Annotated in this window: 13 protein-coding genes and 1 pseudogene (1 of these 14 cut by a window edge); 6 read left to right on the top strand and 8 right to left on the bottom strand. The window is 69.2% G+C overall.

The genetic code is table 11. The features are described from left to right. Positions 1 to 155, bottom strand: the beginning of a protein-coding gene (locus tag OG302_RS32160; RefSeq protein WP_371529969.1) for a DNA-3-methyladenine glycosylase. It extends 487 nt beyond the left edge of the window; 155 of the gene's 642 nt are visible here — the first part of the coding sequence; its start codon is at positions 153 to 155; its stop codon lies off the left edge, out of view. Positions 156 to 315: 160 nt separating this feature from the next. Between OG302_RS32160 and OG302_RS32155 the strand changes: the two genes are divergently transcribed. The 3 genes from OG302_RS32155 (at position 316) to OG302_RS32145 (ending at position 2352) form a co-directional block, all read left to right on the top strand. Then, the gene (locus OG302_RS32155; RefSeq protein WP_361826024.1) at positions 316 to 1098 is read left to right on the top strand and encodes a sporulation protein; all 783 of its coding nucleotides are present in this window, start codon (positions 316 to 318) and stop codon (positions 1096 to 1098) included. Between the two features lie 60 nt (positions 1099 to 1158). Further along, entirely contained in the window at positions 1159 to 1698 is a 540-nt protein-coding gene (locus OG302_RS32150) for a YbhB/YbcL family Raf kinase inhibitor-like protein (RefSeq protein ID WP_361826027.1), read from the top strand. A 147-nt stretch (positions 1699 to 1845) separates the two neighbouring features. Beyond that, positions 1846 to 2352, top strand: coding sequence for an HNH endonuclease (locus tag OG302_RS32145; protein ID WP_371529968.1), 507 nt, complete (start codon positions 1846 to 1848; stop codon positions 2350 to 2352). Between the two features lie 57 nt (positions 2353 to 2409). On the opposite strand, the gene OG302_RS32140 is transcribed toward OG302_RS32145, so the two are convergent. From OG302_RS32140 to OG302_RS32130, 3 genes are all read right to left on the bottom strand, one after another. Then, positions 2410 to 3342: an SPFH domain-containing protein gene (locus OG302_RS32140; RefSeq protein ID WP_361826033.1), complete on the bottom strand. Its 933-nt coding sequence runs from the start codon at positions 3340 to 3342 to the stop codon at positions 2410 to 2412. 137 nt (positions 3343 to 3479) lie between these two features. Next, positions 3480 to 3908, bottom strand: a complete 429-nt coding sequence (locus OG302_RS32135; protein WP_371529967.1) for an NfeD family protein — start codon at positions 3906 to 3908, stop codon at positions 3480 to 3482. An 83-nt stretch (positions 3909 to 3991) separates the two neighbouring features. Beyond that, positions 3992 to 4789, bottom strand: a complete 798-nt coding sequence (locus OG302_RS32130) for an ABC transporter ATP-binding protein (protein WP_361826038.1) — start codon at positions 4787 to 4789, stop codon at positions 3992 to 3994. 123 nt (positions 4790 to 4912) lie between these two features. On the opposite strand from OG302_RS32130, the gene OG302_RS32125 reads away from it, so the two are divergent. Continuing rightward, complete coding sequence (locus OG302_RS32125; RefSeq protein ID WP_371529966.1) at positions 4913 to 5698, top strand: hypothetical protein; 786 nt, start codon at positions 4913 to 4915, stop codon at positions 5696 to 5698. Positions 5699 to 5763: 65 nt separating this feature from the next. On the opposite strand, the gene OG302_RS32120 is transcribed toward OG302_RS32125, so the two are convergent. The 3 genes from OG302_RS32120 to OG302_RS32110 form a co-directional block, all read right to left on the bottom strand. Then, positions 5764 to 6009 (bottom strand): chaplin, encoded by a 246-nt coding sequence (locus OG302_RS32120; protein ID WP_371529965.1) that lies wholly within the window; start codon positions 6007 to 6009, stop codon positions 5764 to 5766. Between the two features lie 170 nt (positions 6010 to 6179). Further along, a complete protein-coding gene (locus tag OG302_RS32115; RefSeq protein WP_361826046.1) occupies positions 6180 to 6839 on the bottom strand; it encodes a response regulator transcription factor in 660 nt (219 codons plus the stop codon). Beyond that, on the bottom strand, positions 6832 to 7977 hold the full coding sequence (locus OG302_RS32110; RefSeq protein WP_371529964.1) for a GAF domain-containing sensor histidine kinase: 1146 nt from the start codon (positions 7975 to 7977) through the stop codon (positions 6832 to 6834). The genes OG302_RS32115 and OG302_RS32110 overlap by 8 nt, the downstream gene beginning before the upstream one ends. A gap of 159 nt (positions 7978 to 8136) precedes the next feature. Here OG302_RS32110 and OG302_RS32105 point away from each other — a divergent pair. Together OG302_RS32105 and OG302_RS32100 are read left to right on the top strand one after the other, a co-directional pair. Beyond that, positions 8137 to 8508, top strand: a pseudogene (locus OG302_RS32105) (SDR family NAD(P)-dependent oxidoreductase); the annotation flags it as partial. Positions 8509 to 8898: 390 nt separating this feature from the next. Beyond that, positions 8899 to 9618 carry a transglycosylase SLT domain-containing protein gene (locus OG302_RS32100; RefSeq protein ID WP_371529963.1) on the top strand — a complete coding sequence of 240 codons (720 nt, stop codon included), beginning with the start codon at positions 8899 to 8901 and terminating at the stop codon, positions 9616 to 9618. A 114-nt stretch (positions 9619 to 9732) separates the two neighbouring features. On the opposite strand, the gene OG302_RS32095 is transcribed toward OG302_RS32100, so the two are convergent. Beyond that, positions 9733 to 12336 carry an FHA domain-containing protein gene (locus OG302_RS32095; RefSeq protein WP_371529962.1) on the bottom strand — a complete coding sequence of 868 codons (2604 nt, stop codon included), beginning with the start codon at positions 12334 to 12336 and terminating at the stop codon, positions 9733 to 9735. Positions 12337 to 12402: the final 66 nt, after the last annotated feature.

Here is a 12402-nt window from a genome sequence, read left to right as displayed (position 1 = left end):
CCCGCGTAGGCCTCGACCTCTGTCAGGCGGAGCTCGATCGGACCATCGGGTGAGGTGCGTACGAGCACACGGCCCAGCAGATCAGGGGCGACTTCGAGGACAGGGCGCTCGAAGAAGTCATGGCTGAGGGGCGTACGGTCAGGGGCCTCGATCATGCCGTCCGAGCGTACTGGAGACGGTCCGGACCGGTGGGTGGTCACCTGCCGGCCGGATTGCCAGGGTGAGGACGCGGAACCGGACGTGGGTTCACCGCGTTTGTATGGATCAAGGATTCAAGTCGAGTCGAACCACAGGCGGGGCCTGGGGAGGAGAGTCATGGGGTTCAAGAAGCTGCTTGCGAGCCTGGGTGCCGGCGGTGCGTCGGTGGAGACGGTGCTGACCGAGGTCAACGTCGTACCGGGTGGTGTCGTGCAGGGTGAGGTGCGGATCCAGGGCGGGTCCGTGGACCAGGAGATCGAGGGCCTGTCCGTCGGTCTGCAGGCGCGGGTCGAGGTCGAGGGCAACGACCAGGAGACGAAGCAGGACATCGAGTTCACCAAGCTGCGGCTCGGTGGGGCCTTCACGCTGCAGGCGGGCCAGGTGCACGCGGTGCCGTTCGGGCTTGAGATCCCCTGGGAGACGCCGGTCACCTCCATCGACGGGCAGCAGCTGCGCGGGATGAACATCGGTGTGACCACGGAGCTCGAGATCGCGCGGGCCGTGGACTCCGGTGACCTGGACCCGATCAACGTGCACCCGCTGCCGGCGCAGCAGGCCATCCTGGACGCCTTCATCCAGCTGGGCTTCCGCTTCAAGAGTGCGGACATGGAACGCGGTCACATCCGCGGCACGCGGCAGAAGCTGCCGTTCTACCAGGAGATCGAGTTCTTCCCGCCGCAGCAGTATCGCGGGCTCAACCAGGTCGAGCTGAGCTTCGTGGCCGACGACCGTGAGATGGACGTCATCCTGGAGATGGACAAGAAGCCGGGCCTCTTCAGTGAGGGCAGCGACTCGTTCCGGTCGTTCAAGGTGGGGCTGAACGACTTCCAGGGCACGGACTGGGCGGCGTACCTCAATGAGTGGCTGTCCCAGGTCGGCAGCAAGCGCAACTGGTTCTAGGCTCGGGAGAGCAGAGCCGTAGAGCTGCCGCCGAGCAGGAACCAACCAGGAGGTGCCGACGTGACCGAGCTCAAGAGGCCGCCGCTTCCCCATGACTTCCACCCGCCCGTGCCGTCGTTCACGGTCGTGAGCGAGGACTTCGAACCGGGTGCGGTCCTTAAGGACGCTCAGGTCCATGCGGCCGGGAACACCTCACCGCATCTGCGGTGGGAAGGCTTTCCGCCGGAGACCAAGAGCTTCGCCGTGACGTGCTTCGACCCGGACGCGCCCACGGGCAGCGGGTTCTGGCACTGGTCCGTCATCGACATCCCGGTGTCGGTGACCGAACTGCCCACCGGTGCGGGCAGCGGCAAGTTCGAGGGGCTCCCCGAGGGCGCGGTGCAGGTGCGCAACGACTACGGGACGAAGGAGTTCGGCGGCGCCGCGCCGCCGCCCGGTGACCCGGCACACCGTTATGTGTTCACCGTGTACGCGGTGGACACGGAGAAGCTCGGCCCGGACTCCGATGCTTCGCCCGCCGTCATCGGATTCAATCTCCGGTTCCACACGCTCGGGCGCGCGCAGGTGCTCGCCGAGTACGCGGCTCCCGCGGGTAGCTGAGCGTTCACTGAACGTTTGCCCGCCCCTGGTCATGGAAGTGATCAGGGGCGGGCATTTTTTATTGCGTTGTCCATCTCGGCGTGCCCGGCCAGAGTTGATCCCAGCCCGCCAGGGGGTGGGTCGGTGTGCATACGGGAGGTGGGCGAAATGCGGGACACGCTGGTGCTGAACGCGAGCTTCGAGCCCCTGTCGACGGTGACGCTCAACCGTGCCGTCGTGCTGGTCCTCAACGACAAGGCCGTCGTCGAGCAGGCCCACCCCGGACTCCGTGTGCGCGCGGCGGCGGTCGAGATACCGGTGCCTCGGGTGATCAGGCTCTGCAGGTATGTACGGGTGCCCTTCCGAAGACAGGCTCCGTGGTCGCGGAGGGGTGTTCTCGTGCGGGACCAGCACAGGTGCGCGTACTGCGGAAGGCGGGCGACGACCGTGGACCACGTGGTGCCGCGGGCGCAGGGCGGCAGGGACTCGTGGCTGAACACGGTCGCTTCGTGTGCGATGGACAATCACCGCAAGGCGGACCGTACGCCGGAGGAGGCCGGGATGCCGTTGCTGCGGCAGCCGTTCGAGCCGACGCCCGCGGATGCGATGTTGCTGGCGCTCGGCCGGGACGAATGGGCGGCCCTGCCGGAGTGGCTGGCGACGCCCGCCGCTTAGCCGCTGAGCGCGCGGTTGCCCGCGCCCCTGAGGGGCGCGGGTTTCTCGCGTCAGCCGTCAGTCGATCGGGGGCTGCTCGCGGCGCTCCTTGGGGGCGCTGCCCGAACCACCGCCCATGGGGTTGAAGTTGCCGAGCGCACCGCCGAGGCCCTTGAGGGCGTCGCCGATCTCGCTGGGCACGATCCAGAGCTTGTTCGCGTCGCCCTCGGCGATCTTCGGGAGCATCTGGAGGTACTGGTACGAGAGGAGCTTCTGGTCCGGGTCTCCGGCGTGGATGGACTCGAAGACCGTGCGGATCGCCTGGGCCTCGCCCTCGGCGCGCAGGGCGGCGGCCTTGGCCTCACCTTCGGCGCGCAGGATCGCGGACTGCTTCTCGCCCTCGGCGCGCAGGATCTCCGACTGCCGTACACCTTCGGCCTGGAGGATCGCGGCGCGCTTGTCGCGGTCGGCGCGCATCTGCTTCTCCATCGAGTCCTGGATGGAGGTCGGCGGCTCGATCGCCTTGAGCTCGACGCGGTTGACGCGGATGCCCCACTTGCCGGTGGCCTCGTCGAGGACGCCACGCAGCGCGGCGTTGATCTCCTCGCGGGAGGTCAGGGTCCGCTCCAGGTCCATGCCACCGATGATGTTGCGCAGGGTGGTGACGGTGAGCTGCTCGATCGCCTGGATGTAGCTGGCGACTTCGTACGTCGCGGCGCGGGCGTCGGTCACCTGGTAGTAGATGACGGTGTCGATGTTCACCACGAGGTTGTCCTGGGTGATCACCGGCTGGGGTGGGAACGGGACGACCTGTTCACGGAGGTCGATGCGGTTGCGGATCGAGTCGATGAACGGGACGACGATGTTCAGGCCCGCGTTCAGTGTGCGGGTGTAGCGGCCGAAGCGTTCGACGATCGCCGCGCTGGCCTGTGGGATCACCTGGATCGTCTTGATCAGGGCGATGAAGACCAGCACCACCAGAATGATCAGGACGATGATGATTGGCTGCATCGTTGTTCCCCGTACCCCTCTTGCCTCGGTGTTCCCTGAAGATCCGCAGAGCCCGGACGCGGGTCGGCGAAGATCTTGCTCGTCGAGTCTGACAGACCGCCGCACGGCCCGTGGTGCATTCACATGACGATGGCCGTTCACATGACGATGGCCGTCGCTCCGTCGATCTCGACGACATCCACCTCGCGTCCCGCCTCGTAGCTCTGGGCGGTGTCGAGCGCGCGGGCCGACCAGATCTCCCCGGCGAGCTTGATCCGGCCGCCGGAGGCGTCGACCCGTTCCAGGACGACGGCCGTCCTGCCCTTGAGCGCCTCCACCCCCGAGACCAGTTCGGGGCGTTGGGCGCGCTGTCTCGCCGCCACCGGCCGGACGACCGCGATGAGCGCGACCGACACCGCGGCGAAGACGACGACTTGGAGCACCGAGTCGCCGCCGAGGCCCGCGGTCACGGCGCCCGCGACGGCGCCCACGGAGAGCATGCCGAGCTCCGGCATGGCGGTCAGTACGAGCGGGATTCCGAGCGCGGCGGCGCCGATCAGCCACCACACCCATGCGTCGATGTCCACATGGTCATGGTAGGACCGCGGGACCGTCCCGCACAGGGCACGTGATCTACCGGCGGGCGCGGGACGGGCCGTTCGCGCCGGTGTCAGCCGAGCGGGAGGCCCTGCGCGCTCCAGCGCTCGCCGCGCTCCTCGACCACCAGGGGCAGTCCGAAGCAGAGGGAGAGGTTGCGGGAGGTCAGTTCGAGCTCCAGCGGGCCCGCGGCCATGATCTTGCCCTGGCGGATCATGAGGACGTGGGTGAAGCCGGGGGCGATCTCCTCGACGTGGTGCGTGACCATGATCATCGAGGGGGCGATCGGATCGCGGGCGAGGCGGCCGAGGCGGCGTACGAGGTCTTCGCGGCCGCCGAGGTCGAGGCCCGCGGCGGGCTCGTCCAGGAGGAGCAGTTCGGGGTCGGTCATCAGGGCGCGCGCGATCAGGGTGCGCTTGCGCTCTCCCTCGGAGAGGGTGCCGAACTTGCGGTCCAGGTAGTCGGTCATGCCGAGGCGGTCGAGGAAGGCGCGGGCGCGCTGCTCGTCGACGTCCTCGTAGTCCTCGTGCCAGCCGGCGGTCATGCCGTACGCGGCCGTGAGCACCGTCTGGAGGACCGTCTGGCCCTTGGGCAGCTTCTCGGCCATGGCGATGCCGGCGACGCCGATGCGCGGGCGCAGTTCGAAGACGTCGGTGCCTGGCCTGCCGAGGGTCTCGCCGAGGATGGTGGCGGTTCCGGTGCTCGGGTAGAGGTAGCTGGACGCGACGTTCAGGAGGGTGGTCTTGCCCGCGCCGTTCGGTCCGAGGATGACCCAGCGCTCACCCTCCTTGACCGACCAGGAGACCTGGTCCACCAGAGCCCGGCCCTCGCGGACCACGGATACGTCCTCCAGCTCCAGTACATCGCTCATGAGCGCGTTGTCTCCCATTGCAGTCTCGGCTGTCGCTTGCGCCTGTGGACGCAGTCCCCTGGGAGAAAACCTACGCCACCGGCCGAGCGCTCCAGTCCTTAGCCCGGTCCTTAGGCTGTACGCATGCTCTCGGAACCACGCTCAGGACGCTTGGCAGCATGGGGAAATGCCCTTCTTGCCGGACTTGTCTCGCCGGATGACGCGGTGCTCGCGATGGTCGGCGACGACGCCGTGCACCGCGTCGAAGGTCTCCCCGGCGAGTCGGGGCCCGTCGGTCTCACGCTCGCCCTCGGACGGTTGCGCACGCTCGGGGTGACCGGGCTGCGGGTCGCGCTGCCCGCGCCGGGGCATCCGCTCGGCCTGAGCGGGCCGCCCGCCTTCAACGCGCGTGCCCTGGACGCGGAGGAGGCGGTCGTCGCCCACGGCGCGCCGTACGGCCTGGTGCCCGAGGTGTCCGAGGCCGGGCCCGCCGGTGATGTGCACGTGGAGGTCCTCTGGCACTGCCTGCCCGTACGGGAGGCACCGCCGGCCGATGTGCCCTCGCTGGGCGAGGCGGAGCGCGAGCTGGCCGAGGCGCTGCGAGATGCGACGGAGGTGCTGTCGCGGCTCGACGTCGCGGGCTCGGGTCCGGTCGCCGAGGCCGCGGTGGACGCGTACCGGGCGCGGGCCGAGCGGGGGCGCGAGGCGCTGGCGCCCGGATACCCGCCGCGCGCCGTACGGGTGTTGGAGCTGGCCCAGCGGGTCGGCCTGCTGATCTCGGTGGCGTACGAGAACGGCCACGGCGGGGCCGTGAGCGCCTCGGAGATGGCGGCGCGGGGTGCGGCGCTGCGGCCGGTGGAACGGACGGCCCGGCGGGCGCAGGTGGCCGCGTACAACGCTTACGTGGAGGACCGGGAGCGGGAGGGGTAAGCACTGGACCGGCCCCCCGGGAATTCCCGGGGGGCCGGTGGTCACTGCTGCGCCTGGGGCGTGCGTCAGGCGTTGAGGCCGTTGTTCGCGAAGGCCGGGTTGAGGGCGCCGATGACGGAGACGGTGTTGCCCACGGCGTTCACGGGGATGTGCACCGGCGCCTGGACGAGGTTGCCCGAGCCGACGCCCGGCGACTTCACGGCCTTGCCGTTCGCGTGCGCACCGTCCGTGGCGGAGGCGAGACCGGCACCGGCGACGACGAGGCCACCCGCCACCATCGTGACAGCAGCGGCCTTCTTCAGGTTCTTCACTTCTGGATCCTCCTAGCGATCGCTGCGGCCAGCCGCCGCAGCATGCACTGGAGAACGGCCCGGCGGCGCACAGGTTGCGCCAAACGGGGGACATTGACACGACGGTATGAATCTCAGCCCGGAACACGACGTTCCGGTCCGCCGGTTGACGGAGTGTGCAGAAACGCTAATCAGCCGGTCACACCATGTCGTACGGCCCACAGGGCGGCCTGGGTGCGGTCGGCGAGGTCCAGCTTCATCAGGATGTTCGAGACGTGGGTCTTGACGGTCTTCTCGGAGAGCACGAGGGCGCGCGCGATCTCGCGGTTCGAGCGGCCGTCGGCGATGAGCCCCAGGACCTCACGCTCCCGCTCGGTGAGCGAACCGCCCCTCCCCTGCCCGGTGTTGACCTCCTGGGAGAGCAGCGCACCCGCCACCTCGGGCTGGAGCAGCACATGGCCCGCGTGCACGGAGCGGATGGCGCCCGCCAGGGCGTCCGGGTCCACGTCCTTGTAGACGTACCCGGCGGCGCCCGCGCGCAGGGCAGGGACGACCGTGCGCTGCTCGGTGAAGCTGGTGACGATGAGCACGCGCGCGGGGTTGGCCAGTTCGCGGAGCTTGCGCAGCGCCTCGACGCCGTCCATGCCCGGCATCTTGACGTCCATGAGGACGACGTCCGGCTTCAGCTTCTCGGCCTGCTCGACCCCTTCGGCGCCATCCGACGCCTCGCCCACGACCTCGATGTCGTCCTGCACCTCAAGGAACGTGCGCAGACCGCGGCGGACCACCTGGTGGTCGTCGACCAACAGCACCCGGATCCCCGTCTTCGGATGGAACACAGCGTCAGCCACCGGGAACCTCCATCTCGATCGTCGTGCCCTTTCCGGGCTCCGATTCCACGGTCAGCCGTCCGCCGACCCCGCCGGCCCTGTCCCGTATGGAGACCAGGCCCAAGTGCCGCCCCGCGCGCCGGATCGCGCGCGGGTCGAAGCCGCTCCCGTCGTCCGAGACGCGCAGCACCGCCCCGGCTCCACGCCGCGCAAGGGTCACGCAGACGCGCTCGGCGCCGGAGTGGCGCAAGGCATTGTGCAGCGCTTCCTGGGCGACACGCAGCATCGCTTCCTCCTGGGCCGCGGGCAGGGCGCGGACCGCATGGCTCTCGAAGGTGACCTCGGCGGAGTGCGCGCGGTCCAGGACCTGCGTGTGCGTGCGCAAGGTGGCCACCAGGCCGTCCTCGTCCAGGGCCGCGGGGCGCAACTCCACGACGGCGGCGCGCAGTTCGTCCGCCGCCTCGGCCGCGAGCACGGCGACCTGCTGGAGTTCGCCCTTGGCGCGCGTGGGATCGCGGTCCACCAGGGCGGCCGCGGCCTGCGCCGTCAGGCGCAGCGAGAACAGCTTCTGGCTCACGGCGTCGTGCAGTTCGTGGGCGAGGCGCGAGCGCTCCTCGGCGATGGTCAGCTCGCGGCTGCGTTCGTAGAGGCGGGCGTTCGTGAGGGCGATCGCGGCGTGCTGGGCGAGGATCGACAGCAGCTCTTCGTCGTCGGCGGTGAAGCCGCAACCGCCTTCGGGCTTGGGGCAGTTCTTGTTGGCGAGGAAGAGCGCGCCGAGCGTCTCGTCCCCGTACCGGATCGGCAGGCCGAGGAAGTCGGACATGTCCGGGTGGGCGGACGGCCAGCCCTCGAAGCGCGGGTCCTTGCGCACGTCGGCGAGGCGCTCGGGCTCGGCCTTGTGCAGCATCGCGGCGAGGATGCCGTGCTGGCGGGGCAGCGGGCCGATGGCACGCCACTGCTCCTCGCTCACGCCGTCGACGACGAACTGGGCGAACCCGCCGTGGTCGTCCGGAACGCCGAGCGCCGCATACTCCGCGTCGAGCAGCTCGCGGGCCGAGGCGACGATCGTCTTGAGGACGTCGCGCACCTCCAGCTGCCTGCTCATGGCGAGAAGCGCGGAGCTCACCGCGTTCAGGCCGGACCGGGGACCTTGACTCATGGCCTCACCGTACCGGCGGGGTGTGACAGTGCGTATCGGACCTGTGGCGGCCACCGCCTAGGGCCGTGGGCGTAGGCCGAAGGGCCCTGAGCCGTTGCGGCCCGCGCATGAGGCGCCGGGGGCTGGTGCGGTAGCGATCACCACGGGGCTTCGAAGGGACTGGGGCGCGCGCTGGGGGCGGCGCTCGCCGAGCGGGGCTGGGACCTGTTGCTCGACGCGAGAACGGCCGACGCGCTGAAGGAGTCCGCACGGGAGCCGGCAGGGCGCGGCGCGCGCGTGGAGGCCGTCGCCGGGGATGTGACGGAGGCCGGGCACCGGGCGGCTCTGGTGGCCACGGCGCGTGGGCTTGGCGGTCTCGATCTGCTGGTGAACAACGCGAGCGCGCTGGGCGCGGAGCCTCTCGTACGGCTCGATGAGCTCGCGCTCGACGGGCTGCTCACGGGGCTGCACGAGCCGCAGGCCTCGCATCTGCTGATGCTGGAGGCGGTCGCGGGCCGGGCCGCCGTGGACCGGGGTTATACGGAGGCGGTACGCCGTCTCTACCTCTGGCACGAGTTCGGCGACACGCATCTCCTACTTCCGGAGGAGTTTGCTCACGCAGGGAATTGCGACGGCAACTGCCGGTGAGGTTGTTACGTGGTCGATGTGAGCCCGCGCATAGGACGTGCATCACGTACGAAGTCCCCTAGTGGATAAGAAAGTCCTTTATGGGCATGGGATGCGCTGCCGTCGGAGCATGCGGCACGCCCCCTGATCCACTATCCGGCATCGTATGTCACACCTTTGCCTCAGAATTTTGCGGCCGCTAAGAATTGCACCCGTCGCTCGGCGCCGCGGTCTCGCACCGCGGCGTTTGTGCCGGATAAGCAAATGTCCCCGCCGGCCAGAGCGACCTCCGCGATTTCGAAGAGGTCCATCCGCATGTCCAAGCACAGCACCCCTGGTCATAGTCGCCCCGCGCCGACCAAGACCCAGAAGTTCTCGATCGCCGGTGTCGCCACGCTCGGTGCCGCCGCCCTCGCGTTCTCCCTCGTGCCGGGCAGCGCCGATGCAGGAACCGAGACCCAGAGCCTGGAGGCCGCCCCGGTGGCCTTCAAGCAGAACGTGGACGCCCAGCAGGCCGTCCACGCCGGTGTCATCAAGCAGCGGAACACCGCCGACAAGCAGGCCAAGGACGCAGCCGCCGCGAAGGCGAAGGCCGAGGCCGACGCCGCCGCGAAGAAGCGGGCCGACGAGGAGGCCGCGGCCAAGAAGAAGGCCGAGGACGAGCGCAAGGCCAAGGAAGCCGCGAGCCGTGCCGCCGCGCGCAAGCCGGTCTACGCCAACAACCTCGACGGCTGGATCCGCCAGTCCCTGGACATCATGAAGGCCAAGGGCATCCCCGGTTCCTACGAGGGCCTGCACCGCAACATCATCCGTGAGTCCGCGGGCGACCCGAACGCCAAGAACGGCTGGGACATCAACGCCATCAACGGCACCCCGTCCGTGGGCCTGCTCCAGGTCATCCAGCCGACGTTCAACGCGTACCACGTCGAGGGCACGTCCACGAACATCTACGACCCGGTCGCCAACATCACGGCCGCGGCCAACTACGCGGCCGACCGCTACGGCTCGATGGACAACGTGAACAGCGCCTACTGAGCCTGATCTCCTGATCAACGGACCTCTTCACCGAGGCTCTGCAGACGCCGAAGGGCGGCACCCCGCACGGGGTGCCGCCCTTCTCGTCGTGCTCGGCCGGTGGTGCCGGCCTGCTTACTTGCGCATGACCTCGGGCTCGTGACGGCGAAGCAGCCGTGCGACCGCGAAGCCGCAGGCGACGCCGATCAGGAGCAGGATCGTGATGTTCATGCCCCACTGCCCGGCCGAGTGCTCCCACAGCGGGTCGAGGTCGCCCGGCTTCTTCGGGTCCCACGGCGGCATGAGGTGCGCGAGGTCCAGCGTGGAGCCCGCACCGGCGATGGCCCAGCGCGAGGGCATCAGCCAGGCGAACTGCTCCAGGCCCGGCGAGCCGTAGACCTGGAAGAGCACGCCGGTGAAGACGACCTGGACGATCGCGAACATCACCAGGAGCGGCATGGTCTTCTCGGCGGTCTTCACCAGCGAGGAGATGACCAGGCCGAACATCATCGAGGTGAAGCCCAGGGCGATGATGACCAGGCAGATCTCGACGGCCGGAGGCATGATCAGGCCCTCTGCCGGGAGATCACGCGTGGCGAAGCCGATGCCGCAGATGATGACGCCCTGGAAGGCCGTGATCAGGCCGAGGACGATGACCTTGGACATCAGGTACGCCGAGCGGGAGAGGCCGGTGGCCCGCTCCCGTTCGTAGATGACCCGTTCCTTGATCAGCTCACGTACGGAGTTGGCCGCGCCCGAGAAGCACATGCCGACCGCGAGGATCAGCATGATCGTTCCCGCGTCGCCGTTGAACTTGACCGGCGGCTTGGGCGGGCCGAGCCCGAATTCGGCCGGGATGACGACGCTGACGATGCCGAGGACCGCGGGCAGGATCACCATCAGGCCGAGGAAGCCCTTGTCGGAGGCGATCACCGAGGTGTAGCGGCGGATCAGGGTCCACAGCTGCGAGCCCCAGCCCTGCGGCTTGGGCGGCCTGATCGCCTGCGGCGGCGGCATGTGGACCGACTGCGCGGCCACGGCGTCGATGTCGGCGGCGTACATCTGGTAGTGCTGCGAGCCCTTCCAGCGGCCCGCCCAGTCGTAGTCTCGGTAGTTCTCGAAGGCCGAGAAGACGTCCGCCCACGTCTGGTAGCCGAAGAAGTTGAGCGCTTCCTCCGGCGGACCGAAGTACGCGACCGAACCGCCCGGCGCCATCACCAGGAGCTTGTCGCAGATCGCCAGCTCGGCGACCGAGTGCGTGACGACCAGGACCGTGCGGCCGTCGTCGGCGAGGCCGCGCAGCAGCTGCATGACGTCGCGGTCCATGCCCGGGTCGAGGCCGGATGTGGGCTCGTCCAGGAAGATCAGCGACGGCTTGGTGAGCAGCTCGAGGGCCACCGAGACGCGCTTGCGCTGGCCACCGGAGAGGGAGGTGACCTTCTTCTCCTTGTGGATGTCCAGCTTCAGCTCGCGCAGGACCTCGTCTATGCGCTGCTCGCGCTCCTGCTCGCTGGTGTCCGAGGGGAAGCGGAGCTTGGCCGCGTACTTGAGGGCCTTCTTGACGGTCAGTTCCTTGTGCAGGATGTCGTCCTGCGGGACCAGACCGATGCGCTGGCGCAGCTCGGCGAACTGCTTGTAGAGGTTCCGGTTGTCGTAGAGGACGTCACCCTTGTTGGCGGGCCGGTAGCCGGTGAGCGCCTTGAGCAGGGTGGACTTTCCGGAGCCCGAGGGGCCGATGACCGCGATGAGCGACTTCTCCGGGACGCCGAAGGAGACGTCCTTGAGGATGTCCTTGCCGCCGTCGACCGTCACCGTGAGGTGGCGGGCGGAGAAGGAGATCTCACCGGTGTCGACGAACTCCTCGAGCCGGTCACCGACGAGCCGGAACGTCGAGTGGCCGACGCTGACGATGTCGTTCGGGCCGATGAGGGCCGTGCCCGACTTCGCGACCGGCTGACCGTTGATGTACGTGCCGTTGTGCGAGCCCAGGTCGTGGATCTCGAAGCGGCCGTCCGGGGTGGCCGTGAACTCGGCGTGGTGCCGCGAGACCTGGAGGTCGGAGACGACCAGTTCGTTCTCCAGCGCGCGGCCGATGCGCATCTTGCGGCCGAGCGAGAGCTGGTGGAACGTCGTCGGGCTGCGGTCACCGTAGACCGGCGGGGCCCCCGCGACACCGCCGGAACCCGCACCGGGACCCTGCTGCTGCGGGACCTGCGGCTGCTGCGGGTGCTGGTGCTGAGCGGCCTGCTGCGGCTGCGGCCAGCCCTGCTGCTGGGGCATCTGCTGCTGCGCCTGGTACTGCGGCGCCTGCTGCTGAGGAGGCTCGGCGGCCCAGCCGGGACCACCCTGCTGCTGCGCGTGGTGCTGCGGTGCCTGGTGTTGCGGCGCCTGATGGGCCGGTGCCTGATGGGCGGCCTGCTGCGGCGCGGAGACGGCGGCGCCGGACGCGCTGCCGGACACGTTCAGCCGCGGGCCGTCGGTCGCGTTGCCGAGGTTCACCGCCGAGCCGGGGCCGATTTCCATCTGGTGGATCCGCTGGCCCTGCACAAAGGTGCCATTGGTGCTGCCGTGGTCCTCGATGACCCAACTGCGGCCGCTCCAGCTGATCGTGGCGTGACGCCAGGACACCCTGGCGTCGTCAAGCGCGAGATCTCCCTGCGGATCACGTCCGAGGGTGTATGACCTGGACGGATCGAGCGTCCAGGTCCTTCCATTCAATTCCAGTACGAGTTCCGGCACTCCAGCCCCACTGAGTTGTCCCCCGAGCTAGCCCCCATATGGGGAGTCTAGGGATGTCGAACATCG

The sequence above is a fragment of the Streptomyces sp. NBC_01283 genome, assembly GCF_041435335.1.
Taxonomy (GTDB): Bacteria; Actinomycetota; Actinomycetes; order Streptomycetales; family Streptomycetaceae; genus Streptomyces.
The sequence above is the reverse complement of the archived record's forward strand: the minus strand, read 5'-3'. Positions and strand labels throughout refer to the sequence as shown.

Bases quoted from the DNA above. Each gene is read 5' to 3' on its own strand.
- OG302_RS32145 (WP_371529968.1), top strand. From the start codon at position 1,846: ATGCGGGACACGCTGGTGCTGAACGCGAGCTTCGAGCCCCTGTCGACG.
- OG302_RS32125 (WP_371529966.1), top strand. From the start codon at position 4,913: ATGCTCTCGGAACCACGCTCAGGACGCTTGGCAGCATGGGGAAATGCC.
- OG302_RS32130 (WP_361826038.1), bottom strand. From the start codon at position 4,789: ATGAGCGATGTACTGGAGCTGGAGGACGTATCCGTGGTCCGCGAGGGC.
- OG302_RS32100 (WP_371529963.1), top strand. From the start codon at position 8,899: ATGTCCAAGCACAGCACCCCTGGTCATAGTCGCCCCGCGCCGACCAAG.
- OG302_RS32110 (WP_371529964.1), bottom strand. From the start codon at position 7,977: ATGAGTCAAGGTCCCCGGTCCGGCCTGAACGCGGTGAGCTCCGCGCTT.
- OG302_RS32140 (WP_361826033.1), bottom strand. From the start codon at position 3,342: ATGCAGCCAATCATCATCGTCCTGATCATTCTGGTGGTGCTGGTCTTC.
- OG302_RS32155 (WP_361826024.1), top strand. From the start codon at position 316: ATGGGGTTCAAGAAGCTGCTTGCGAGCCTGGGTGCCGGCGGTGCGTCG.